Annotated in this window: 21 protein-coding genes; 15 read left to right on the top strand and 6 right to left on the bottom strand. The window is 66.6% G+C overall.

Annotation, left to right across the window (positions count from 1 at the left end):
• The first annotated feature begins 265 nt into the window (after nt 1-265).
• The 5 genes from CFB24_RS08055 (at nt 266) to CFB24_RS08035 (ending at nt 5,237) form a co-directional block, all read left to right on the top strand.
• Nucleotides 266-1,417 carry an isobutyryl-CoA dehydrogenase gene (locus CFB24_RS08055; RefSeq protein ID WP_088520040.1) on the top strand — a complete coding sequence of 384 codons (1,152 nt, stop codon included), beginning with the start codon at nt 266-268 and terminating at the stop codon, nt 1,415-1,417.
• 10 nt (nt 1,418-1,427) lie between these two features.
• Entirely contained in the window at nt 1,428-2,321 is an 894-nt protein-coding gene (mmsB, locus tag CFB24_RS08050) for a 3-hydroxyisobutyrate dehydrogenase (RefSeq protein WP_088520039.1), read from the top strand.
• Between the two features lies 1 nt (nt 2,322).
• A complete protein-coding gene (locus tag CFB24_RS08045; protein WP_088520038.1) occupies nt 2,323-3,096 on the top strand; it encodes an enoyl-CoA hydratase in 774 nt (257 codons plus the stop codon).
• The gene (locus CFB24_RS08040; RefSeq protein ID WP_088520037.1) at nt 3,089-4,186 is read left to right on the top strand and encodes an NAD(P)/FAD-dependent oxidoreductase; all 1,098 of its coding nucleotides are present in this window, start codon (nt 3,089-3,091) and stop codon (nt 4,184-4,186) included. Before CFB24_RS08045 ends, CFB24_RS08040 begins: the two co-directional genes overlap by 8 nt.
• A 241-nt stretch (nt 4,187-4,427) precedes the next feature.
• Complete coding sequence (locus CFB24_RS08035; RefSeq protein WP_088520036.1) at nt 4,428-5,237, top strand: hypothetical protein; 810 nt, start codon at nt 4,428-4,430, stop codon at nt 5,235-5,237.
• On the opposite strand, the gene CFB24_RS08030 is transcribed toward CFB24_RS08035, so the two are convergent.
• The 4 genes from CFB24_RS08030 to CFB24_RS08015 form a co-directional block, all read right to left on the bottom strand.
• A complete protein-coding gene (locus CFB24_RS08030; protein ID WP_088520035.1) occupies nt 5,190-5,738 on the bottom strand; it encodes a phosphate-starvation-inducible PsiE family protein in 549 nt (182 codons plus the stop codon). The genes CFB24_RS08035 and CFB24_RS08030 overlap by 48 nt on opposite strands.
• A 51-nt stretch (nt 5,739-5,789) precedes the next feature.
• On the bottom strand, nt 5,790-6,824 hold the full coding sequence (locus CFB24_RS08025; protein ID WP_088520034.1) for an aspartate-semialdehyde dehydrogenase: 1,035 nt from the start codon (nt 6,822-6,824) through the stop codon (nt 5,790-5,792).
• Nucleotides 6,825-6,904: 80 nt separating this feature from the next.
• A complete protein-coding gene (locus CFB24_RS08020) occupies nt 6,905-7,975 on the bottom strand; it encodes an AI-2E family transporter (RefSeq protein WP_088520033.1) in 1,071 nt (356 codons plus the stop codon).
• A 131-nt stretch (nt 7,976-8,106) separates the two neighbouring features.
• Nucleotides 8,107-8,859, bottom strand: coding sequence for an RluA family pseudouridine synthase (locus CFB24_RS08015; protein ID WP_088520032.1), 753 nt, complete (start codon nt 8,857-8,859; stop codon nt 8,107-8,109).
• A 92-nt stretch (nt 8,860-8,951) separates the two neighbouring features.
• Between CFB24_RS08015 and ftsY the strand changes: the two genes are divergently transcribed.
• Both ftsY and CFB24_RS08005 read left to right on the top strand, forming a co-directional pair.
• Nucleotides 8,952-10,193: a signal recognition particle-docking protein FtsY gene (ftsY, locus tag CFB24_RS08010; RefSeq protein WP_088520031.1), complete on the top strand. Its 1,242-nt coding sequence runs from the start codon at nt 8,952-8,954 to the stop codon at nt 10,191-10,193.
• A gap of 5 nt (nt 10,194-10,198) precedes the next feature.
• Complete coding sequence (locus tag CFB24_RS08005; protein WP_088520030.1) at nt 10,199-10,843, top strand: septation protein A; 645 nt, start codon at nt 10,199-10,201, stop codon at nt 10,841-10,843.
• A gap of 19 nt (nt 10,844-10,862) precedes the next feature.
• Here the strand turns inward: CFB24_RS08005 and CFB24_RS08000 are convergent, their stop codons facing one another.
• Nucleotides 10,863-11,219: a DUF2794 domain-containing protein gene (locus CFB24_RS08000; RefSeq protein ID WP_088520029.1), complete on the bottom strand. Its 357-nt coding sequence runs from the start codon at nt 11,217-11,219 to the stop codon at nt 10,863-10,865.
• 127 nt (nt 11,220-11,346) lie between these two features.
• Between CFB24_RS08000 and htpG the strand changes: the two genes are divergently transcribed.
• The 4 genes from htpG (at nt 11,347) to clpB (ending at nt 18,448) form a co-directional block, all read left to right on the top strand.
• Nucleotides 11,347-13,245 carry a molecular chaperone HtpG gene (gene htpG, locus CFB24_RS07995; protein WP_088520028.1) on the top strand — a complete coding sequence of 633 codons (1,899 nt, stop codon included), beginning with the start codon at nt 11,347-11,349 and terminating at the stop codon, nt 13,243-13,245.
• A complete protein-coding gene (gene prmC / locus CFB24_RS07990; RefSeq protein ID WP_338066164.1) occupies nt 13,131-14,114 on the top strand; it encodes a peptide chain release factor N(5)-glutamine methyltransferase in 984 nt (327 codons plus the stop codon). Before htpG ends, prmC begins: the two co-directional genes overlap by 115 nt.
• Nucleotides 14,115-14,619: 505 nt before the next feature.
• Nucleotides 14,620-15,645, top strand: coding sequence for a DUF4167 domain-containing protein (locus CFB24_RS07980; RefSeq protein ID WP_088520025.1), 1,026 nt, complete (start codon nt 14,620-14,622; stop codon nt 15,643-15,645).
• A 172-nt stretch (nt 15,646-15,817) separates the two neighbouring features.
• Entirely contained in the window at nt 15,818-18,448 is a 2,631-nt protein-coding gene (clpB, locus tag CFB24_RS07975; RefSeq protein WP_088520024.1) for an ATP-dependent chaperone ClpB, read from the top strand.
• 75 nt (nt 18,449-18,523) lie between these two features.
• Here the strand turns inward: clpB and CFB24_RS07970 are convergent, their stop codons facing one another.
• The gene (locus CFB24_RS07970; RefSeq protein ID WP_088520023.1) at nt 18,524-18,892 is read right to left on the bottom strand and encodes a TIGR02300 family protein; all 369 of its coding nucleotides are present in this window, start codon (nt 18,890-18,892) and stop codon (nt 18,524-18,526) included.
• 175 nt (nt 18,893-19,067) lie between these two features.
• Between CFB24_RS07970 and CFB24_RS07965 the strand changes: the two genes are divergently transcribed.
• The 4 genes from CFB24_RS07965 (at nt 19,068) to CFB24_RS23585 (ending at nt 24,280) form a co-directional block, all read left to right on the top strand.
• The gene (locus tag CFB24_RS07965; protein WP_088520022.1) at nt 19,068-20,750 is read left to right on the top strand and encodes a tetratricopeptide repeat protein; all 1,683 of its coding nucleotides are present in this window, start codon (nt 19,068-19,070) and stop codon (nt 20,748-20,750) included.
• A gap of 147 nt (nt 20,751-20,897) precedes the next feature.
• Nucleotides 20,898-22,088 carry a cell wall hydrolase gene (locus tag CFB24_RS07960; RefSeq protein ID WP_244593060.1) on the top strand — a complete coding sequence of 397 codons (1,191 nt, stop codon included), beginning with the start codon at nt 20,898-20,900 and terminating at the stop codon, nt 22,086-22,088.
• Between the two features lie 116 nt (nt 22,089-22,204).
• Nucleotides 22,205-22,759 (top strand): SPFH domain-containing protein, encoded by a 555-nt coding sequence (locus CFB24_RS07955; protein ID WP_088520021.1) that lies wholly within the window; start codon nt 22,205-22,207, stop codon nt 22,757-22,759.
• Nucleotides 22,760-23,059: 300 nt separating this feature from the next.
• The gene (locus CFB24_RS23585; RefSeq protein ID WP_104469605.1) at nt 23,060-24,280 is read left to right on the top strand and encodes a TerC family protein; all 1,221 of its coding nucleotides are present in this window, start codon (nt 23,060-23,062) and stop codon (nt 24,278-24,280) included.
• Nucleotides 24,281-24,284: the final 4 nt, after the last annotated feature.

Here is a 24,284-nt window from a genome sequence, read left to right as displayed (position 1 = left end):
AAGTCTTGCCGTAAATGCGCAGATCGAACGTGTATGGGCGGGCGTTTTCCAAGCGGAAAATGTTGGTAAGTTCAGCCTCGATCCGTCCCCTCTCCCCGTACACGGGGAGAGGGTTAGGGTGAGGGGCAGGGGCATGATCCTCGGCGTCGTCAGGAAAGCCCGCCCGAATGCTTTCCTGACGGCATTGAAGCCAACGCCCCGGCCCCTCACCCCCCGCCCTCTCCCCGTAAACGGGGAGAGGGAGCCAGCGCCGTCACGAAAGATCATGTTGTCCCAATTCTTTGCCCTCAACGACGACCACCGCGCCATCGCCGACATGGCGCAAACCTTCGCCCGGGAAAAAATCGCGCCGCACGCGCTCGACTGGGACGAGCGCAAGCATTTCCCCGTGGATGTGCTGCGCGAAGCCGCCGCCCTGGGGATGGGCGGCATTTACACCGGCGAGGACATCGGCGGCTCCGGCCTGACGCGGCTCGACGCCGTCCTGATCTTCGAGGCTTTGGCGGGCGGCTGTCCGGCCGTGGCCGCCTATCTCTCGATCCACAATATGGCGACCTGGATGATCGACCGCTTCGGCGACGCGGCCCAGCGCGGCAAATGGGGGCCGGGCCTGACCTGCATGGACCTGCTGGCCTCCTATTGCCTGACCGAACCTTCGGCCGGCTCCGACGCCGCCGCCATCAAGATGAAGGCGCGCCGCGACGGCGATTTTTATGTCCTCAACGGCGTCAAACAGTTCATCTCCGGCGCCGGCGCTTCCGACGTCTATATCGTGATGGCCCGCACCTCGGACGACGGCGCGCGCGGAATGACCGCCTTTGTGGTGGAGAAGGACGCGCCCGGCCTGAGTTTCGGCGCTAACGAGCGGAAAATGGGCTGGAACGCCCAGCCGACGCGGCAGGTGATCTGCGACGACTGCCGCATTCCCGCCGCCAACCGCCTCGGCGAGGAAGGCCAGGGTTTTAAGATCGCCATGGCCGGGCTCGACGGCGGCCGGCTCAACATCGCCGCCTGCTCGCTCGGCGGGGCGGCGGCGGCGCTCGACAAGACCTTGGCCTATATGGGCGAGCGTCAGGCGTTCGGCAAAAAGCTGAACGATTTCCAGGCGCTGCAATTCCGTCTGGCCGATATGGCGATTGACCTTGAGGCGGCCCGCACCTTTCTGTGGCGCGCCGCCAGCGCGCTCGACGCCAAGACGCCGGATGCGACCCAGCTCTGCGCCATGGCGAAGAAATTCGTCACCGACGCCGGATTCGCCGTCGCCAATGACGCGCTGCAATTGCACGGCGGCTACGGCTATCTCGCCGATTACGGCGTCGAAAAAATCGTGCGCGACCTGCGCGTGCACCAGATTCTCGAAGGGTCCAACGAAATCATGCGGCTGATCGTCGCCCGCCGTCTGATCGAACAAAAATGAGGGAGGAGACATGACCACCATCGCTTTTATCGGCCTTGGCAATATGGGCGGGCCGATGGCCGTGAATCTGGCCAAGGCGGACAAACGCGTGCTCGGCTTCGATTTTTCGGCCGCCGCGCTGGACAAGGCGCGCGAGGGCGGGGTGGAGCCCGCGCCGAGCGGGGCGGCCGCCGCAGAGCAAGCCGATGTGATCGTGACCATGCTGCCGGCGGGCAAGCATTTGCTCGCCGCCCTCGACGGCGACGACGGCCTGCTGCGCAGCGCCAGAAAAGGCGCGCTGCTGATCGACTGCTCGACCGTGGATATGGACAGCGCCCGCGCAGCGCATGACCTCGCCGCGAAACGGGGGCTGAAATCGGTGGACGCCCCAGTGTCTGGCGGGGTCGGCGGCGCGACCGCCGCGACCCTCACTTTTATGGTCGGCGGCGCCGACGACGCCGTGGCGCTGGCGCGACCGATCCTCGAAGCCATGGGCAAGAAAATCGTGCATTGCGGCGGCCCCGGCGCCGGGCAGGCCGCGAAAATCTGCAACAACATGATCCTCGGCGTCTCGATGATCGCGGTGTCCGAAGCCTTTGTTTTGGGGGAGAAGCTCGGCCTCAGCCATCAGGCCCTGTTCGACGTGGCCTCCACGGCCTCGGGCCAATGCTGGTCGCTCACCAGCTATTGCCCGGTGCCCGGCCCGGTGCCGGCCAGCCCCGCCAACCGCGATTACGCGCCCGGCTTCGCGACCGCGCTCATGCTGAAGGATCTCAATCTGTCGCAGGCGGCGGCGCAAGGGTCGGGCGCCTCCACGCCGCTCGGCCGCCGCGCGGCGGAAATTTTCGCCGCCTTCGCCAATGGCGGAGGCGCGGAAAAAGATTTTTCAGGTATCATCGAATTCCTGAGGGGGGCGGAGGGGTGAAGTGAGTTACGAAACCATTCTGGTCGAGCGCCGCGACCGCGTCGCCGTGATCACGCTCAACCGTCCCAAGCAGCTCAATGCGCTCAACGTGCAAATGGCCCGCGACCTCACCGACGCCGCGCGCGAACTGGACGCGGACGAGAGCGTCGGCTGCATGGTCGTGACCGGCTCCGCCAAGGCGTTCGCGGCGGGCGCCGACATCAAGGAAATGACCGGCCTGTCGTATATGGACGCGCACAGGCTCGACTGGTTTCACCTCTGGGATTTGCTCGGCGCCGTGCGAAAACCGATCATCGCCGCCGTCTCCGGCTATGCGCTCGGCGGCGGCTGCGAACTGGCGATGATCTGCGATTTCATCATCGCCGCTGACACCGCCAAATTCGGCCAGCCCGAGATCAAGCTGGGCGTGATGCCGGGAATCGGCGGCTCGCAGCGCCTGACCCGCGCCGTGGGCAAGGCCAAGGCCATGGATATGGTGCTGACGGGACGCATGATGGACGCCGCCGAGGCCGAACGCTCCGGCCTCGTCTCGCGGGTGGTGGCGCCGGACCGCCTGATGGACGAGGCGCTGGAGGCCGCGAAAACCATCGCCGCGATGTCGCTGCCCTCGACCCGCATGAACAAGGAGGCGGTCAATGTCGCCTTCGAAACCGGCCTTGCGCAGGGCGTGCGGTTCGAGCGCCGGCTGTTCCAGGCGACTTTCGCGATGAACGACCAGAAGGAGGGCATGGCGGCTTTCGTGGAAAAGCGCCCGGCGCAGTTCAGCCATGACTGATGTCGACGCCCTCGTGGTCGGGGCCGGCGTCATCGGCCTCGCCGTCGCCCGCGCGTTGGCCCTCACCGGGCGCAGCGTGGTCGTGCTGGAGGCGGCCGACCGCATCGGCTCGGAAACGTCCTCGCGCAACAGCGAGGTGATCCACGCCGGCCTGTATTATCCGACCGGCAGCCTGAAAGCCCGTCTATGCGTCGCCGGGCGCCACGCGCTTTACGATTATTGCGCCGCGCACGGCGTCACGCACAAAAAATGCGGCAAGCTGGTGGTCGCCGCCGACGAGAGCGAAATGCCCGGCCTGCGCGCGCTTGCGGACAAAGGCGCCGCCAATGGCGTGGACGATTTAAAACTGATCTCGGCGGAGGAGGCGGGGGCGCTGGAGCCGGCCGTGGCCTGCGTCGGCGCGATCCTGTCGCCGTCCACCGGCATTTTCGACAGCGCCGCCTATTTTCTTGCTTTGCGCGGCGACGCCGAGGCGGCGGGCGCGTCGTTCGCGCTCAAGACCCCGTTCGTCTCCGCCCGGATCGATGATGACGGCGTCGAGGTCGAGGCTGGCGGCGCGGAGCCGATGCGGTTGAAAACCGGCCTGCTGGTCAATTGCGCAGGCCTGTCGGCCTCCCGCGTCGCACAGGCCATTGCGGGGCTGGACCCCAGCCATATCCCGGAAACCCGCTACGCCAAGGGCAATTATTTCACCCTGCCGGGCCGCGCCCCGTTCTCGCGGCTGATCTATCCCATGCCCACGCCCCATGGCGTCGGCTTGCATCTCACCTTCGACGTCGGCGGGCAGGCGCGATTCGGCCCGGACGTCGAATGGGTGGAGACCATCGACTACGCGGTCGATCCCGCCCGCGCCGAGCTTTTTGGCGCCGCGATTCGCCGCTACTGGCCGGGGGCGAAAGGCGCGCTCACCCCGTCCTATTGCGGAATACGGCCGAAAATCGCTGGACCGGACCAGCCGTCGGCGGATTTCCGCATCGACGGGCCGAACATTCATGGCGTTCCCGGCCTGATCAACCTTTTTGGCATCGAAAGCCCGGGCTTGACGTCCTCGCTGGCGATCGCGGCGCATGTTGTCGCGCTGCTGCGGTGAGATTGGTTAAAAAACCCTTAAAAAACAAATGTCAGGCAAGTATGCGCCGGTTCTGCGACGGCGAGGCCATGGTTAGGCGCCGGGCCGGCCCCGCGTTCAACTGCATCGCATCAGGCCTGCAATGGCGCCGTTCTGCAAAAGGCCGCATGAATTTTTTGTGAATTCATGCGGCGCCCGCAGATTTCCGCATGACCACGGCCAAGCTTAGGGTTACGTTGCGGCAGCCGTCGGGATTTGGCCCATGTTGCGCCGTATTTTCTTTTTCATGTTTTTTTGGGCGCTATCGGTCGCCGCCGGGTCCGCCTCGGATTTCATCGTCGGCTCCAAGGGCGGCCTGTATTGCGCGTCGATCGACGATCTCAAGGCTTTGCTGGTGGAGGCGTTCGTCGGGTCCTCCGACCTGATCGCCGGCTGCGGCGTCTTGCCGCCGCTGGCGGCGATTCAATCGGCGACCGTGTTCAGGAACGGCCCGTTCGAGGGCGGGGTCGGCATGATCGCCAACAGGACCGATCTGGGCGTGGTGGCGTTCATGACCGTGCCGCCCGACGACGCCCAGCCGGCGCCGCCCGAGAGCGGCGACAAGGTCAAGTTCGATCTGCTGGCGCAGCGCGGCGGCGTGGTGCGGTTGTCCGGCGCCGACCTGCGCGCCGAAACGCATAAATGGATCGGCAAGATCGTCGAGACGCGCGCCCGCTGCTTCTACGCCGACCTGCACCGGTTCCAGTGTTCGTCCGGGCATTTCCGGGTGGAGCTGACGGAGGTCGAGCCGGCGTCGGCGCGCGCGACGATCGAGCGCGAATGCGACACGGCCACGAAAGCCGCGCGGCCGGTCTGCACCATGCCGATCCGGTTCAAATACGCCGAATTTGCGCGCATGGACCTCGGCGGCGCCGACGGCCGCCTGACCCTGGTGAAAGCGGTGGCCGATGTCGGCTATGCGCCCGCGCAGCGCATCGCGCAGAAACGGCCGGACGCCCGCGCGTCGCGGAGGCGAAACGAGGCGTTAACGGCCGGATCGGCGGTCGCCAAGGCCCCCACGCTCGGCGAGTGAGGCGGCGGGCGGCTGGGCGGCCGGTTCGTCGACGCTGATCGTCTGGGCGTAGCGGACGACGAGATACATCAGGCCGAGCAAGAGCGCCGCCGCGACCCAGAGCAGGAATTCCTGCGGGCTCGGCAGGGTCGATTGCACGGGCATGGTGATGAGCTTGCGCACCAGCACCACGATGGCGACCTCGACGAACGTGTCCACCGTCAGCTGGTGGCCGCGCATGTAGCGGATTTCGGCGGTGATCAGCGCCGAGACCGTCCACAGCAGCATCAACGTGCCGAGGCCGTGCAGGAAGCCCTGGGCGAGATTGTCCGCCCCCAGCGCCGTCATGATGTCCTGGATGAACAGCCAAGTGAACAGGAGAACCGCGGCGCCGAGCGCCAGGCCCAGCACGAGATGGGCGACGCCGTTGAGCCAGGACATGGCGTCCAGCACGGCGTTGTTGAAGGGCCGCAAGCCCTCCGGCAGTCTGATTTCATTAATGGTGTCGACTTTCGGCTCCATTCTGCCTCCCAACGAAAAACCGGCGCTTGCGGCGCCGGTTCGTTTGACTGCTCAGGCCGCCTTTTTCTTTGGCGTGAGCAGCTTTCGGTTGATCAGCGCCTCGGCGATCTGCACCGCGTTGAGGGCCGCGCCCTTGCGCAGATTGTCCGACACGCACCAGAAGGCGAGGCCGTTCTCCACGGTCGCGTCCTCGCGGATGCGCGAAATATAGGTGGCGTCCTCGCCCGCCGCTTCATGCGGGGTGATGTAGCCGCCGGTCTCGCGCTTGTCGATCACCAGTACGCCCGGCGCCTCGCGCAGGATATTGCGCGCCTCGTCCGCCGTTACCGGCTTCTCGAATTCGACGTTCACCGATTCCGAATGGGAGATGAACACGGGCACGCGCACGCAGGTGGCGGTGAGCTTGATCTTGGGGTCGAGAATCTTCTTGGTCTCGGCCATCATCTTCCACTCTTCCTTGGTGAAGCCGTCCTCCATGAAGACGTCGATCTGCGGAATGAGGTTGAAGGCGATGCGCTTGGGGAATTTCTTGCTCTCGACCTGATCGGACACGAACACCGCGCGGGTCTGGGCGAACAGTTCGTCCATGGCGTCCTTGCCGGCGCCGGACACCGACTGGTAGGTCGAGACCACCACGCGCTTGACGATAAACGCGTCATGCAGCGGCTTGAGCGCCACCACCAGCTGCGCCGTGGAGCAGTTGGGATTGGCGATGATGTTCTTGCGCCCGAAATCCTTGAGCGCGTCGGCGTTGACTTCCGGCACGACCAGCGGCACGTCGGCGTCGTAGCGCCAGGCCGAGGAATTGTCGATCACGACGCACTTCTGCGCGCCGATCTTCGGCGACCAGGCCTTGGAGACGTCGCCGCCCGCCGACATCAGGGCGATGTCCACATCGGAGAAGTCATAAGTGTCGAGATGCTTGCACTTCAGGGTTTTGTCGCCATAGGAGACTTCCGTGCCGATGGAGCGCGAGGAGGCGAGCGCCACCACTTCATCCGCCGGGAACTGGCGTTCGGCCAGAATATCCAGCATTTCGCGGCCCACATTGCCCGTGGCGCCGACGACAGCGACCTTGTAACCCATGATCCACTCCGAATTTCAGGCCGATTGCCTACAGCATTGGGCGATCAAGGGCAATGCGCCTTGTGACCCGCCGCCCGGCCTCACTTTTGCGTCGCCCATCCGGGGTCGTCGCTGAACAGCGACCAGGCCGAGAAGAACATGGTCGCGATCAACGGGCCGATCACCAGCCCGTTGACCCCGAACGACGCCAACCCGCCGATGGTCGCGACCAGCACGACATAATCGGGCAGGCGAATGCCCTTGCCCACCAGCAGCGGGCGCAAAAAATTGTCCACCGCCGTATTGGCGATTCCGAGCGTCACGGCGAGGATCAGGCCTTTGGCGGCGGCGCCCGTCGCGACGAGATAGATCGCCGCCGGCGCCCAGATCAGCGCGGCGCCGATGGCCGGCAGCAGCGACAGCAGCGTCATCAGCGCCGACCAGATCAGCACCGAGGGAATGCCGACCACCCAGAACATCACGCCGCTGATCGCGCCCTGCACGACCGCGACGATGATGCTGCCCATCACCGTCGATTTCGCCACGGCGGAAAACCGCCCGAAGAAATGTTCGGTGTGGCGGCTCTCGAACGGGCTGGCCTTCTTGATCGTCTCGATGAGACTGGCGCCGTCGCGGACGAAGAAGAACAGCAGATAGAGCATCAGCAGGATATTGACGAGCAGCATGGCCGTGCCCTGGCCGACGCTGAGCGCGCCGGTGGCGACGGACTGGCTCAATTGCCCGACCAGCGCGTTGATGCTCGCCTTGAAGTCGCCGATGTCGATGAAACTGTTGTTGGCGACGAAATCGCGCAGCGAGGCGGGAATCGCCGACCAGATCTGGTCGAGCGTTTTCGCCGGATCGAATTCGCGGTCGCGGGTGGCGACATAGAGCGCCGTCGCTTCCCGCGTCAGCGAGGCGAAAACCAGCGCGGCCGGCAGCACGATGATGCAGACGCAGGTCAGCACGGACAGCGCGGCGGCGGCGGTCTTCCGGCCGTTCAACATCGCGACGAACCGCTTGTTGGCGGCGTCCACCACAATGGCGAGAATGGCCGCCCACAGGATCGCGCCATAGAACGGCAGCAGCAGCCAGGCGAAGGCGACTGTGGCGAAAACGACGACGAAGGAAAAGGACAGTCTTGCGCTCAGCGATGACGGTGTCGTGCCCATGCCCTGCCCATTATTAAAGTCCTGCCCATGTCAAACCCGTCAATCGAGACTTGGGCGTTTCCGCCCCAAACCCATGGATGATCCCGACTATGCGCCAGATCGCGGCGCCGGTCATCCGTCCAATGCCGAAATCAGGCTTCGGTTTCGGCCCTCGCCAGCTGCGCCGCCTCCCGCGCCTTGCGCGCGGCCAAGACCGCCGCGTCGAGCGCCGGGGTCCAGCCGCAGGCCGCGAGCAGGGTTTTCATATGGTCCGGCGCGCAGGCCTCGACCTCGACTGGCGGCTTGGCGTTGGCCAAGGGAATGGAAATGGCGCGCGCGTGCAGATGCAGGCGTTCGTCCGGCGCCGCGCCGGGGCCGTAGATCGGATCGCCGAAAATGGCGAAGCCCAATTCGGCGCAATGCACGCGCAATTGGTGAGTGCGGCCGGTCAGCGGCTTCAGCTCCAGCCAGCACAGATCGCCGCCGCGCCCCAACACCCGCCAGCGCGTCTGCGCCGGCTGGCCCTGCGGGTCCACCTTCATCCACCAGCCCCTGGTGGCGTCGAGACGGCCGAGCGGCAGATCGATCAACCCCTCGTTCTCGCGCGGCCCGCCGCGCACGAGCGCCCAGTAGGTTTTGGAAATCCGCCCCTGCTTGAACAGCTTCATCAGCTTTTCCAGCGCCTTGCGGTGGCGCCCCAGCACCAGGCAGCCCGACGTGTCCTTGTCGAGACGATGCCCCAAAGCAGGATCGCGCGGCAGGCCGAAGCGAAGATGCTTGAAGGAATCCTCGAACGCCTCGCCGCCCTTGGGGCCGCGATGCACCGGCAAGCCCGCGGGCTTGTCCACCACCAGGATCAGGCCGTCGCGATAAAGCAGGCGGGCGCATATTTCATCCTGCGTCATTTGGCGAAGATTCGGCGTTTAGGGATTGCGCGGGCGATCATGCCCGCTTATCGCAGATCGTCCTTACGCTGAGAAGGGCCTCGGAGGCGCGCATGAGCGAAGTGAAAAAAAGCTCCACTTTCATGGAACGCATGTTCGGCGTGAAGTCGAAGGCGGCCCCCACGCCCGAGCCTTCGCTGGCGCCCGCGCCGGACCCCTCGCCCGAACCTTCGCCCGCCCCGAAGCCCGAGCAGCCGACGCCGGCGCCGGTCCCGCCGGGGCCGACGCCCGAGCCGCAGCCCATTCCCGCGCCGACGCCCGAACCCGCGACGCCCGAGCCGCCGGAAATGCCGCCGGCGATCGACCCGCAGCCGAGCCAGCCGCCGCTCGAAATTCCCCCGTCGCCGGGCGGGCCGTCGTCGCCGCCGGAAATGAAGAAGAGCTGGTGGCGCCGCCTGCGCGACGGCCTGGCGCGGTCGTCCTCGTCGATCACCCAGGGCATCGCCGACATTTTCACCAAGCGGAAATTGTCGGCCGACACGCTGGAGGACTTGGAGGACGTGCTGGTGCGCGCGGATCTGGGCGTCAGCGTCGCCTCGCGCATCGCCAGCGTCGTCGGCAAGGGCCGCTACGACAAGCAGATCGAGCCGGAGGAAGTCCGCGCCATTCTGGCCGAGGAGGTCGAGCGCGTGCTCGACCCCGTCGCGCAGCCGCTGGAGATCGACGCCAGCCACAAGCCGTTCGTCATTCTGGTGGTCGGGGTCAACGGCTCCGGCAAGACCACGACGATCGGCAAGCTGGCCAAGAAATTCAAGGAGGAAGGCAAGACGTTGATGCTCGCCGCCGGCGACACGTTTCGCGCCGCCGCGATTGAACAGCTCAAGGTCTGGGGCGAGCGTCAGAACGTGCCGGTGATCGCCCGCGCGCCCGGCGCCGACGCCGCCGGTCTGGCCTTCGACGCCATCAAGCAGGCGCAGGAGCAGAACATCGACATCGTCCTGATGGACACGGCGGGGCGGCTGCAAAACCGCACCGAACTCATGGCGGAGCTGGACAAGATCGTGCGCGTCATGGGCAAGGTCGATCCGGACGCGCCCCATGCCGTGCTGCTGGTGCTCGACGCCACCGTCGGCCAGAACGCCTTGAATCAGGTCGATATTTTTGGCAAGGTCGCCGGCGTCACCGGTCTGGTGATGACCAAGCTCGACGGCACCGCGCGCGGCGGCATTCTCGTCGCCATCGCCGAAAAATTCCGCCTGCCCGTGCATTTCATCGGCGTGGGCGAACAGGCCGACGATTTGGAGCCTTTCGCCGCCCGCGATTTCGCCCGCGCCATCGCGGGATTTGACGAGTGATTTGAATGACCGTTTCGCCGAAGAAAAAAGTCAATCCGCTGCTGAAATTTGTGCTGGAAATGGGGCCGCTCGGCCTGTTTTTTCTCGCCAATTCCAAACCCGCTTTGTTTACCGGCCTGCTGGCGCCGGCGTTGCCGGCGGGCCTGACGCCGGAAAAGCTGGCGATTCTGACGTCGACCGGCGTGCTGATGGTTTCGGTGTTGGCCGCGCTGATCGCCTCCCGGGCGCTGACGCGGCAATGGCCGGTCATGCCGGTGGTGACGGCGGTGGCCGTGCTGTTTTTCGGCGGGCTGACGTTTATCTTTCAGGACAAGCTGTTCATCCAGTTGAAACCCACCATCGTCAACGGCCTGTTCGGCTGCGCCCTGCTGATCGGGCTGGCGATGAACAAGCTGTTGTTGCCGGCGGCGCTGGACAGCGTGCTGCACCTCGACGAGCAGGGCTGGCGCAAGCTGACGCTGCGCTGGGGGCTGTTCTTCTTCGTGCTGGCGGGGCTGAACGAAGCCGTGCGGCTGACGCAAAGCTGGGATTTCTGGGCCGGCTTCAAAAGTTTTGGCATCATGCCGCTGACGGTGATCTTCGCCCTGTCGCAGACGCCGCTGATCATGAAACACGAAGTGAAGGCGGAGGACGAGAAAGAGCATTTCTGAACGAAATCGCGCCGACGCGCTAAACCACCGCCACCGGCTTCTTCTCCATCACCGCCAGCACGCGCGCCAAATCCGGCCCGCGCTTCAGGATCAGCCCGGTCTGCGCCACCACCGAATACGCCCCTTGCTTGCGCGCGAGCTTCGGTTCTTTCACCACGCGGTAGAACGCCGCCTCGCCCGTCCGCCGGAAAATCGAAAAAATCGCCCGCTGCGGCGAAAAATCCATGGCGTAGTCGCGCCATTCGCCCAGGGCGATCATGCGGCCGTAAATATTGAGGATGGCCTGCAACTCGCGCCGGTCAAACCCGACGGTCGCCGTCTCGGGCGGCGATAGCCGGTAGAGCTGGAAACTGGGTTCGGTCGGTTCCTGATCCAAACGCGCCCCACGCAAGTTGCATGACAAAAGGATGAACCGCTTTCGCCGGCCATGCAAGGGTTGAAATCCGCCATCAAAGCCCGATATGACGGCGCGGAGACCTCCAGTCCAAGCATACGAGGAGAAGATGACGGACGAGACCGCGGCCCCCGCTGAAAAGCACGTTTTCCAGGCTGACGTAGCGCGCCTGCTGCACCTGATGGTGCATTCGATTTATTCGGAACGCGATATTTTCCTGCGCGAACTGATTTCCAACGCCGCCGACGCCTGCGAAAAGCTGCGCTACGAGGCCAATAGCGATTCCGCGTTGACCCAGGACGGCGAAGCCTTCTCGATCAAGGTCGCGCTCGACCCGGAGGCCGGAACCCTCAGCGTGATCGACAATGGCGTCGGCATGAACCGCGACGAGCTGAATTCCGCGCTCGGCACCATCGCCAATTCCGGCACCCGCGCCTTCCTGGAAAAGATGAAGGTCGCCGAAAATTCCCCCAACGCCGCCGAACTGATCGGCCAGTTCGGCATCGGTTTTTACTCCGCCTTCATGGTCGCCGACCGCGTGGTGGTCGAAACCCGCCGCGCCGGCGAGGAAACCGCGTGGCGCTGGACCTCCGACGGCAAGGGCGATTACGAAGTGTCGCCGCTGCCGCTCGGCGAGGCCCCGGCTCGGGGCTCGCGCGTCATCCTTCACCTCAATGAGGAGTCGAAGGAGGCTTACACCAAGCCCTACACCATCGAGCGGCTGATTTCCGAACATTCCAGCGCCGTGGCCACCCCGATCGACCTGGTGGAAAAGCCCGGCGAGGAGCCGCGCCGCATCGGCGAGGGCGCCGCGCTCTGGGCGAAAAACAAGTCCGAGATCACCCCCGAGCAGTACAAGGATTTCTACCAGAACCTGTCGGGCCAGTTCGACGAGCCCGCCCTCACCATCCACTGGAAGGCGGAAGGGCGCGCCGAATATACCGTGCTGGCCTTCGTGCCGGGCTCGCGGCCGTTCGATCTGTTCGACCCCTCGCGCAAAGGCAAGGCCAAGCTCTATTCGCGGCGCGTGCTGATTTCCAAGGACGCCGACCTGCTGCCGGGCTATCTGCGCTTCATGCGGCTGGTGGTGGATTCGCCGGACCTGCCGCTCAATGTGTCGCGCGAACTGGTGCAGCAGAACGCCGTCTATGCCGCGATCAAGAAGGGCGTGGCCAATCGCCTGCTGCAGGAATTGACCAAGCTGGCCGAAAACGAGCCGGATAAATTCGACGAAGTCTGGAAGCATTTCGGCGCCGTGCTCAAGGAAGGCCTGTACGAGGATCCCGAGCGCCGTGACGCCCTGCTCAAGATGGCGCGCTTCGCCACCACGGAAAAACCCGAAGGCGGGCGCTCGCTGACGGATTATGTCGCCAACCTGCGCCCCAACCAGACCGCGATCTATTACATCGCGGGCGACGGGGCCGAGCGCATCGCCGCCAGCCCGCAACTCGAAGGGTTTCGCGCCCGCGGCGTGGAAGTTCTTCTGCTCAGCGATCCCGTCGACGCGTTCTGGGCGTCGAGCGCGACCGGCTTTGACGGCAAGCCGTTCAAGTCGATCACCCAGGGGTCGGCCGACATCAAGGACATCGAAGTCACCGACGAGTCGCAGAAAAAGGACGAAAACCCGGAAGCGTCGGCCAAATTCGTCGCCGCCGCCAAGGGCGTGCTGGAAAGCGTGGTCGAGGACGTGCGCGTGTCCGACCGCCTGTCCACCAGCCCGGCCTGCCTGATCGCGCCGGAATTCGGGCTCGACCTGCGCCTGCAGCAGATTCTGGCCTCGCACGGCCAGGCGCCGGACAAGGCCAAGCCGGTGCTGGAGATCAATCCCGCCCATCCGCTGGTCAAGGCGCTGGAGGCCAGGACCGGCGACCAGGCCCTGTTCGAGGACGCCGTCTGGCTGCTGTTCGACGAGGCCCGGCTGATGGACGGCGAACAGCCCCACGATTCCAGCGCCTTCGCCGCCCGCCTGATCCGCGTGCTCGGCAAGGCGGCGGGAGCGCAGAGCTGACCGAATCCCCCGCCTTCGCCGCCGACGATTCCCTGTCGGCGGCGCGACGGCGTCTGTCCGCCGCCCTGTCCGCCGCCGGCAAGGAGCCGGCGGACCTTGAGGCGCGCATTCTGCTAGGGGCGGCGACCGGGCTGGACGCGCTCGCCCTGCTCACGCGCGACGCGGAGCCGCTTGGCGCCGCCGCCGGGCGGTTGCGGGGCTTCGCGGCGCGGCGTCTGGCGGGCGAGCCGGTCAATCGCATCACCGGATCGACCAATTTTTTCGGCCTGGACCTGCTGGTCGCGCCCAACGTGCTCGATCCCCGCGCCGATACGGAAATTCTGGTCGAAACCGCGCTGAAACTGCTGGCAAAGACGGGCGCGACGAACCCGCGCATTGTCGATCTCGGCGTCGGCTCCGGCGCGATCCTGTGCGCCTTGCTCGATGCGCGTCCCGACGCGTTCGGCGTCGGCGTCGATCTGTCGCCCGACGCTTGCGCGGCCACGCAGGCGAATCTGGCCCAGCTTGGCCTCGCCGGGCGTGGACAAGTGATTCGCGGCGACTGGACCGCCGCGCTGTCCGGCCCGTTCGATCTCGTCGTCTCCAATCCGCCCTATATCAGCCATGCTGAAATCGCAGAGCTGGATTGCGAAGTGCGCAACCATGACCCGCTGCTGGCGCTCGACGGCGGTCCCGACGGCCTTGCGCCCTATCGCCTGCTGGCGGGCGAATTGCGGCGGCTGCTGCGCCCGGGCGGCGTCGTTTGCGTTGAAATCGGCTGGCGGCAGGCGGGCGAGGTGTCGGATTTGCTGCGCGCCGCCGGTTGGGACGCCATCTCCTGTCGCCGCGACCATGGCGGCCGCGACCGCGTCGTCGCCGTGGAAGGGTGAGGGCGCCGCAACCGGAACCATCCTGACGCCCCCGCATTATCGCAGGGAATGGAAGTTGCAGTTTGTGCTTGGCTTGATGAGAAAAAACGTCTAATCTGCAGATAAGCAAATACCAAGTTGCGCTTTCTGCATCGCGATAGCCTAGGCGTCGGTTGAGGGTTGGTTCTCAACCTTCCGGTCGCCTCCAGCAAAAGCCGCGATTTTGAGCAGTTTGGTGTTTTCTGCTGGCTCCCTCATAGGAAAATTCTTGAAGGAAAGCGGCTCGCGGCATCGTCTGCAGCCATTGCCGATCAGGCGGACAAGCTGAATTGCATTCTCGATCCTCCGCCTGGAGCAGCGCGTGACGACGCCGACAGGGCTGTCGTCAAAGCGCTGCAAGATCAAGGAGTCCCGAATCAAGGGCGATTCGCCCGGCGTTCGGTGGGCTCGAGCCCATCCGCCACGGCCATGGCCGGGCTGCGGATTTACTCAGGGACTGTAAATGAGACCTGGTCAAAACAAGCGTATGCGTGGACGCAATAACCGCAAGGGTCCGAATCCGCTCACCCGGACATACGAATCCAACGGCCCCGACGTAAAAATTCGCGGCACCGCCCAGCATATCACCGAGAAATACCTTCAGCTCGCGCGCGATGCGCAAGCGTCCGGCGATACGGTGGTTGCGGAGAATTACCTTCAGCACGCCGAGCATTATTATCGCATCATCGCTTCCGCGCAGGCGGCGCAGGCTCAGGCGCAGATGGGCTTCGGCCGCGTCGGCGAGGAACTGGACGAGGTCGACGAAGATGACGATTTCATCGCCATGCCCGACCGGTTCGCCTCGCCGTTCGAACGCAGCCAGCCCAATGTCCTGCCGGGTCCGGCCGGTCAGGGACAGCCGATCAATCCGATGGGCATGGGCCAGCAGCCCTATCTCGACCGCCCCGCTTTCACCGGCGAATTCATGGATCGCCAGGGCAATGGCGAGCGCGGCGACCGCCCGGAACGGCAGGACCGGCAAGAGCGCCAGGGACAGCAGGATCGGCCCGAACGGCAGGAACGTCCGCCGCAGGAACGTCCGCCGCAGGATCGCCAGGATCGCCAAGACCGTCCCAATCGCAATGACCGCCGCTTCAACGCGCAAGGCGAACGCGGCGAGCGCGCGCCGTCGGGGCGCGGCCGCTTCCGCGATCAGCCGCGGTTCGAGCCGGCGCCGGAAAGCCGCGAGCAGCCCGATGTCGATTTTGGCGCGATGAGCGCGCTGCCGGCTTTCATCACGGCGCCCGTACGGCCCGTGGCGCCGGCCCCCGCCGTCGAGCCTGAGCAGCCCAGCGCCGAGCCGGCCTTCGCGCCGCCGCCCGAGGCGCCGGTCGAGGCGGCCGCCGCGCCGGCCGCGCCCGAGGCCCCCGCCGGGGCCGCGCCGGAGGAGGGGGAGGGCCAGTTCCATCTGCGCCCGCGTCCGCGCCGCCGCCGCACCGCCGCCGTCCGCGCCGAAGAGGCGCCGGCGGAGAGCGGGCCGACCGAGGCCCCCGAGGCCAGTTCGGCCGAATAAACCAGTTCACGGCGCCTCCGGGCGCCGTTTTTTTATGAGATTTCGCGCGCCAAACCTCTTTGCGGCGCCGCTTTCGCCTCCCATATCAGGCCCGAGGACGCCCATAGGGGTCCGAATCTGACGCCGCCTTTCCGCCAGAAGGGGATTTCGCGGCGAGCATGGAGGCCGCATTATGAATTTCGAGAAATTCACCGATCGCGCACGGGGTTTCGTGCAATCGGCCCAATCCCTCGCGGTGCGCGAGGGGCATCAGCAACTTTCCCCCCTGCATGTGCTGAAGGTGCTGCTCGACGACGAGCAGGGGCTTTCGGCCGGTCTGATCGACCGCTCGGGCGGCCGGTCGCGCGAGGCCTTGCAACAGACCGAATTGGCGCTCGCCAAGATTCCGCGCGTCGAAGGCGCCGGCGCTGGCCAGCTTTATCTCGCCCCGCAGACGGCGCGGCTGTTCGACAGCGCCGAGAAAATCGCGCAAAAAGCCGGCGACAGTTTTGTTACGGTCGAGCGGCTGCTGCTGGCGCTGGCGCTGGACGCCGCCAGCGACGCCGGCAAGGTGCTCGCCGCCGCCGGCGTCAACGCCCAGGCGTTGAACAAGGCCATTGAGGATTTGCGCAAGGGCCGCACCGCCGATTCCGCCTCCGCCGAAAACGCCTATGACGCGCTGAAGAAATACGCCCGCGACCTCACCGAAGCCGCGCGCAATGGCAAACTCGACCCGGTGATCGGCCGCGACGAGGAAATTCGCCGCACGATTCAGGTGCTCTCGCGGCGCACCAAGAACAATCCCGTGCTGATCGGCGAGCCCGGCGTCGGCAAGACCGCCATCGTCGAGGGCTTGGCGCTGCGCATCGTCAATGGCGACGTGCCCGAAAGCCTGCGCGACAAAGCCCTGCTGGCGCTGGACATGGGCGCGCTGATCGCCGGCGCCAAATATCGCGGCGAGTTCGAGGAGCGTTTGAAGGCGGTCCTCAACGAGGTGACGGCGGCCGAAGGCGGCATCATCCTGTTCATCGACGAAATGCACACGCTGGTCGGCGCGGGCAAGGCCGATGGCGCGATGGACGCCTCCAACCTGCTGAAACCCGCGCTGGCGCGCGGCGAGCTGCATTGCGTCGGCGCCACCACGCTCGACGAATATCGCAAGCATGTCGAAAAGGATGCGGCGCTGGCGCGGCGCTTCCAGCCGGTGTTCGTCAGCGAGCCGACCGTCGAGGACACCGTGTCGATCCTGCGCGGCCTGAAGGAGAAATACGAGGTTCATCACGGCGTTCGCATCGGCGACGCCGCGCTGGTGGCCGCCGCCACTTTGTCGAACCGCTACATCGCCGACCGCTTCCTGCCGGACAAGGCCATCGACCTCGTGGACGAGGCGGCGTCGCGGCTGCGGATGCAGGTGGACAGCAAGCCGGAGGAACTCGACGAACTCGACCGTCGCATCATCCAGCTCAAGATCGAGCAGGAGGCGCTGAAGAAAGAGACCGACCAGGCCTCGCACGACCGCCTCGCCAAGCTCGAAACGGAATTGGCGGATCTCGGCGAAAAATCCTCCGCCCTGACCGCCCGCTGGAGGGCGGAAAAAGACAAGCTCGGCGCGGCGCAGAAGCTGAAGGAGCAGCTCGACGCCGCCCGCAACGATCTGGCCAATGCGCAACGGCGCGGCGATTACGCCGAGGCCGGGCGCCTGACCTATGGCGTGATCCCCGATCTCGAGCGCAAGCTGGCGGAGACCGAGGAAAAGGGCCATGCGGCGCTGGTCACCGAGGCGGTCACGCCGGACCATATCGCGCAGGTGGTGTCGCGCTGGACCGGCGTGCCCGTCGACAAGATGCTGGAAGGCGAACGCGCCAAGCTGCTCAAGATGGAGGATCAACTGGCCAAGCGCGTGGTCGGCCAGCGCGAGGCCGTGGTCGCCGTGGCCACAGCGGTGCGGCGCGCCCGCGCCGGCCTGCAGGACCCCAACCGCCCCATTGGTTCGTTCATGTTCCTGGGGCCGACCGGCGTCGGCAAGACCGAACTGACCAAGGCGTTGGCGAGCTTCCTGTTCGACGACGAGACCGCCATGGTTCGGCTCGACATGTCTGAATATATGGAGAAACACTCGGTCAGCCGGCTGATCGGCGCGCCTCCGGGCTATGTCGGCTATGAGGAGGGCGGCGCCCTCACCGAAGCCGTGCGGCGCCGGCCCTATCAGGTCGTGCTGTTCGACGAGATCGAAAAAGCCCATCCCGACGTGTTCAACGTGCTGTTGCAGGTTCTGGACGACGGACGGCTCACGGACGGCCAGGGCCGCACCGTGGATTTCCGCAATGTCGTGGTGATCATGACCTCCAACCTCGGCGCGGAATTCCTGGTGATGCAGAAGGAGGGCGAAGATTCCGCCGCGGTGCATGACGAGGTCATGTCGGTGGTGCGCGGGCATTTCCGGCCCGAATTCCTCAACCGCGTCGATGAGATCATCCTGTTCCATCGCCTCCGGCGCGAGGACATGGGCGCGATCGTGGACATCCAGTTCGGCCGTCTCGGCCGCTTGCTGGAGGATCGCAAGATCACGCTCAAGCTCGCCGACGCCGGCCGCGGCTGGCTGGCGGACAAGGGTTACGATCCCGCCTATGGCGCGCGTCCGCTCAAGCGCGTCATCCAGAAATACGTGCAGGATCCGCTGGCCGAGAAAATTCTCGCAGGCGAGATCGCCGACGGCGAAACCGTCGAGGTTTCGACGCGCGACGGCCAGTTGACCCTCAGCGGGGAGATCGCGTCTTTCCCGGGCGACGGTCTGGCGCGGCCGCCCTCCGCCGCGCTGAACTGATCGGCGCCGCGTTCTCAGGCATAAAAAAACCCGCCGGCGGCGACGCTGGCGGGTTTCGATTGTCGCTTGCGGAAATCAGCCCTCGTCGTCGGTCTCGATATCGCCGTCGATCAGGTCGCTGACGTCGTCATTGTCTTCTTCTTCCTCTTCGAGGAACGTGTCGTCGGCGTCGTCGTCGCCCAGATCGACATCGTCGTCCACCACGGCGGCGGCCTTTTCATCGGTCGCGTCCGCCTCCTCCAACGGCACCAGTTCGGCTCCCGTCTCCGGGGTCTCCTGCTCCTCGTCCTCGACGGCGGCGGGGCGCGGCGCGGCGCGCGCCGAAACCGGCGGCAGGAAAGTCGCGCCGCATTTCGGGCAAAGGATCGGGTCCCGGTTCAGGTCAAAAAACTTCGCGCCGCAATTCTGGCATTGGCGCTTGCCGCCGAGTTCAGGTTTGGCCACGTGCGAATCCCTTGGGTCTACCGGCTAAAGCCGGAAATCTCTATCGGACGGTGGGGTTATTAGGGCCGCGCGCAACTGTCAATCCGTATAGCGCGGATTGAACGGGCTTCGGCGAAAAGCTTCGGACAAGCCGCCGGATCCAGGATGGGCCGCGCAATTTGGCCAAGGAGTTGACATGAACGCCGCGTCCGCCGCGCCCGCCCAACCGGCGCCGAACCAGGAGGCGCCCGCGAAGCAGGCGCTTATGCGGGAGGCGCGCGCGCATTACGCCCTCGGCCTGAGCGAACAGTCCGCCGGGCGCATGGACGCCGCCATCGCCCATCTCGACGCCGCCTTGCGGCTCGCGCCTGACTTTCCCGAAGCCTTGTCCACCGGCGGCTATATTTTGCAAAGTCGCGGCCATATCGCTGGCGCCCTTGCATTCTACGGCCGCGCCGTGGAGCTGAAGCCGGACGATTTCACCTCCTTGTTCAATATGGGCGGGCTGCTGCTGGGGCAAGGCGAGCGCGGCCTGGCGCTCGACTGCCTGTCGCGCGCCTGCGCCCTGCAGCCGCGCCACGCCGGCGCGGCGGCCAATTACGGCGCCGCCCTGGCCGAAATCGGCCGCCTGGAGGACGCCGTCGAACATCTGCGCCGCGCCCTGGCGCTGGACCCCAATCTCGGTCCGGCCGCGCTCAACCTCGGCAACGCCCTGATGCGGCTCGGCCGCTACGAGGAGGCCCATCGGGCCTATGCTCTGGCTCTGGCGCTGCGGCCCGATTATCTGCTCGCCTGGGTGGGGCTCGGCATCGTCGCCAAGGAAATGGGCCGCTTCGACGAAGCCATGGCGGCCTATGACCGCGCGCTGGCGATCGATCCCAATTCCATCGAAACGCGCGGCAATCGCGGCTGCCTGCAGCTCCTGCTGGGCGATTTCGCGGAAGGCTGGGAGGGCTATGAGGACCGCTGGTTCGAAGGCTGCCGCCCCTTGCCCGCCAGTTCGGCGCGTTTCGACCTTGCGGCGCCGGAAACGATCCGGGGCCGCCGCATCCTCGTCGTCAACGATCATGGCCTGGGCGACAGCATCCAGTTCTTCCGCTACGTTCTGCTGCTTGCTCAGGCCGGGGCCGATGTGACCTTCGCCGCGCCCGAAAAACTGCGGCGGCTGCTGGGCGGTTCGGGCGCCGCCCTCGCCTGGCGCGACGAGAGCGATCTGTCCGGGGCGTTCGACGCGGCGCTGGCGATCAGTTCGCTGCCGCGCGCCTTTGCGACCCGCGTGGACACTGTGCCGGCGCCGATCCCCTATTTGCGGGCGGACCCCGCGCTACAGGCGCGCTGGCGCGAAAAGCTGGCCGGGCCGGGGCCGAAGATCGGCCTGTGCTGGCGCGGCAGCCAGGATTTCCGCGTCGATCCGCGCCGCTCGATCCCGCCGGAGGCCCTGGTCCCGCTGGCCGCAGCCGGCGCCCGCTTCTTCGCCCTGCAAAAGGATGCGACGCCCGAGGAGCTGCCGGAGCCGTTGCGGCCGCATGTGCAATTTTTTGGCGCGGGCTATGACGACGGCCCCGACGCGTTTGTCGATACGGCCGCGATCATGGCCGAGCTGGATCTCGTCATCAGCTGCGACACCTCGACGGCGCATCTGGCCGGCGCGCTGGGCCGTCCGGTCTGGCTGGCGCTGCGCCATGTGGCGGAATGGCGCTGGATGACCGAACGCCTGGACAGCCCGTGGTATCCGACCATGCGTCTGTTCCGCTGCGGCGCGGGCGACGATTGGCGCGGCCTGTTCGAGACCATCGCCGGCGAAATCGCCCGCGGTTTTCCGCAGGCGATTCGCGGTGAACCCGCTCCTGTTGTCCCAATCTGGCACATCGGGGAATAGCCCTTGGTAACGCGCCCTCAAGCCTAACAGACGATAACCATTGGACGCGGGACGCCTTTCAGGCCCGCAGCCTTGGTCGCGGCCTGGCCGCTCGCATCGTTCGACGGGTTGCTTATGCGTGTTGCGGGTTTGAGTTGGGCCGTCAGCGTGGCGGCGCCCTGGTTGGGAGCCGCCGGCTTGCTGGTCTCCTTCACCGCCGACGCCAATCAGGAATTGCCTTCCGGCGCCTCGCGGCGCGGCGCCTCGCTGCACGCCGCCGTCATGCCGGAAGACTTCGGCCGGCTTCCCGGCGTGTTCGGCGAGGCCGGCCCCACCTCGGGGCGCGGCCTGTTACGCGAGGCCCGGCTCTATTCGGGCGCGCCCGCCGCTTATCCCGATACGCCCGACGAAATGCAGCCGCGCGCCGATCTCAAGAAAAACGCCCGGAACTTCCCGGAAATCGACCGCAGCCACAAGGGCGATCCGCTGGTCGGCCTGCGTCCGTCGTTCAGCGGCCGGTTGCGGCAGGAGAACGGCCTCGCGCGCGCCCGCTCGGAACTGCTGGCCTTCGTGCCCGATCGTTCCGGCATGGCGTCGAGCTTCGTCGCCACCGACGGCCCCGCGCCCGGCCCGGAGTCCGTCGCCGGTTTCGAGCCGTGGGGCGCCGGCGAAAGTCCGGTCACGCCCGGCGAGGGCCAGGACGGCACGTCCACCATGCGTCCCGCCGCCATCGCCGAACGCGATGCGCAAGGCGCGACCCCCGCGCCGAGCCGCGCCGAATCGCTGTCCTCGGCCACGCCCTATGATGTCGAGGACACCCCGGTCGAGGTGCTGGCCGACGCCATCAATGCCGGGCGCGATCCCCGCATCGTCGGGTCCGCCCTGGCGAGCCCGAGCCTGGCTGCGCCCGAAAACGCCCGCAACATCCTGGCGATGATCGCCCCGGCCAAACTGGATTCGGAAAAGCGCTGCCTGGCCCAGGCGATTTATTTCGAGGCGCGCGGCGAGCCGGAAGCCGGGCAGGCGGCGGTGGCGCAGGTGGTGCTCAACCGCATGACCTCCGGGCTTTATCCCAGCTCGATCTGCGGCGTGGTGTTCCAGAACCGCAGCCATTACAAGGCGTGCCAGTTCTCCTTCGCCTGCGAGGGCCGCAGCCTGCGCATTCACGACACGGACTCCTGGGCGCAGGCGCAGCGCATCGCCGAGGACGCGCTCGCCGGCCGCACCTGGGTCGCGGAAGTCGGCAATTCCACCCATTACCACGCCAATTACGTGCGTCCCCGCTGGGCGCGCACGCTGAAAAAAATGGACGTGATCGGCAAGCATATTTTCTATCGGCTGCGGTCGGGACAAAGCTGAGGCCTTGCCTTGCGGGCGCGGCGCGGGCAGAACATTTTCTTGACATAAATCAAGTCTAACGGCCCGGCTCGGCTGAGCCCGTTCGAACTTCTTCCCTTGCCCGAGGACATGCCGTGATGGATCCGCCGGTCACCGTGATCGACGCCTTCAACGACGTCCAGCGCGCCCGCGCCGACGACGAGCGCGATAAGGTGATCGCCAAAGTCCAGCGCGAGGTGAGCGAGAAGTTCCGGCCCTATGGCGTCGAGGTGACGGAGGTGCGGCTGCATCGCGCCGACCTGCCGCCCGAAACCAGCCAGGCCATCTACGACCGCATGAAGTCCGAGCGCCAGCGCGAAGCCAAGGAGCTGCGCGCCCAAGGCTTTAAATGGGCGCAGCAAATTCAGGCCCGCGCCGACCGCGACCGCACCGTGATCCTCTCGGAAGCGCAGCGCGCCGCCCGCATCGCCCATGGCGAGGCCGACGCCGCCGTCAACAAGCTGATCGGCGACGCCGCGTCGCGGGACGCCGGCTTCTATGCCTATTATCGGTCGCTGCAGACCTATCGCCAGTCGCTGGCGGAGTCCGCCCCGACGCTGGTGCTGTCGCCCGATGCGGAATTCCTGAAGACCTTCCGGCAGGGCCCGCAGGCGGCGCAGGCGGCGCCCGCCCCGGCGCAGGCGGCGCATTGAGCGCAGTCCCCGCCGCCGCGCCCTCGGACGCGAAGCCGCGCGCGCGTTGGCGCGCCGGTTTCGCCGCGCTGGGGCCGGGGCTGGTGGCGATGCTGGCCGACACCGACGCCGGCAGCATCCTCACGGCGGCGCAGACCGGCGTCGAGACCGGCGCGGCGCTGATTCCGTTGCAGCTTGCGGCGATCCCGCTGCTTTATCTGGCGCAGGAGCTGGCGGTGCGGCTGGCGCTGGGAACCGGGCGCGGCATGGTCGAACTGATCGGCGCGCTGCGGGCGGGTCGCCGGCGTCGCGGTCGCCGCCGTGCTGGGCCTCACCTGTTTTGGCGCGCTCGTCACCCAGCTCAGCGGCATGGCGGCGGCGGTGCTCGGCCTATCCGTGATGATCCTGACCGGCTCCTATCGCTCGGTCGAGCGCGTCGCTTTGGCGTTCGGCGCGGCGGAGCTGGTGTTTCTTTACGCCGGCTGGAAGGCCCACCCGGATTTTTCGCGCTTCGCGGCCGATGCGGCGGCGGCGCACGGGCCGCGCTTTCACTATCTCGTCGCCGCCAATCTCGGCGCGACCCTGATGCCCTGGGCGATTTTCTACCAGCAATCCGCCGCCTGCGACAAAGGTTTGTCCCGCGCCGATCTCGGGCCGGCGCGGCTCGACACGCTGCTCGGCGCGATTTTCTGCCAGCTGGTCACCTGCGGCGTGCAAGCGGTGGCGGCGACCCATGCGGCGGCGGTCGAAGGGGCGGGCCGGCGCCATTCGCTGGAGCAGCATCCGCGCGAAGCGCCGTGGTTCTACGGCAGTTTCGTCGCCCTGCTGGCCGGGGCCGGCCTCCTCGTCGCCGGCGGCGTCGATCCGGTGCGGCTGTCGATGGCGGTGGGCGTGCTCAATGCTCTGCTGCTGTGCTGCTGCCGCTGGCGCTGCTCGCCCTGTTCTGGCTGGCGCGCCGGGAGCTTGACTCGGAGTTGCGGCCCTCGGGCGCGCGCGGCGCGCTCGCCGGGCTGGTTTTTGTTGTGGCGTCGGGGCTGGGGCTTTACGCCGGCCTGGTCGGCGTCATGGGTTGACCCCTCGCGCGGGGGTTCGGAGAAATGCAATGGACGGTCAGGCCGCCTCGTGGCTCATCACCCTGCTGCAGATCCTGTTCCTGGATCTGGTTCTGAGCGGCGACAATGCGGCGGTGATCGCCATGGCCTGCCGCACCCTGCCCAACCGCGACGCCAGGCGATCGTTCTGGGCGCCGCCGGCGCCATCGTGTTCCGCCTGCTGCTGACCGGCGTCGCCGGCGTGCTGATCGGCATTCCCCTGCTCAAACTGGTCAGCGCCTTTCTGCTGATCGTCATCGCCGTCAATTTGTCGGCGGCCGAACCCGGCGACGAGGCCCCGCCGCAAACCGGCGAGGCGGCGCGCGAAAATATCGTGGGGGCGGCGCTGGTGATCGTGATGGCCGACGCCATCATGAGCCTTGATAATGTGGTGGCGCTGGCGGCGATCACGGCGGGCGATTTCTGGCTGTTGCGCTGGGCCTCGCCCTGAGCAT

Source organism: Rhodoblastus acidophilus (assembly GCF_900187365.1).
Lineage (GTDB): Bacteria > Pseudomonadota > Alphaproteobacteria > Rhizobiales > Beijerinckiaceae > Rhodoblastus > Rhodoblastus acidophilus.
This window is presented reverse-complemented; position numbering and strand designations above follow the sequence as displayed.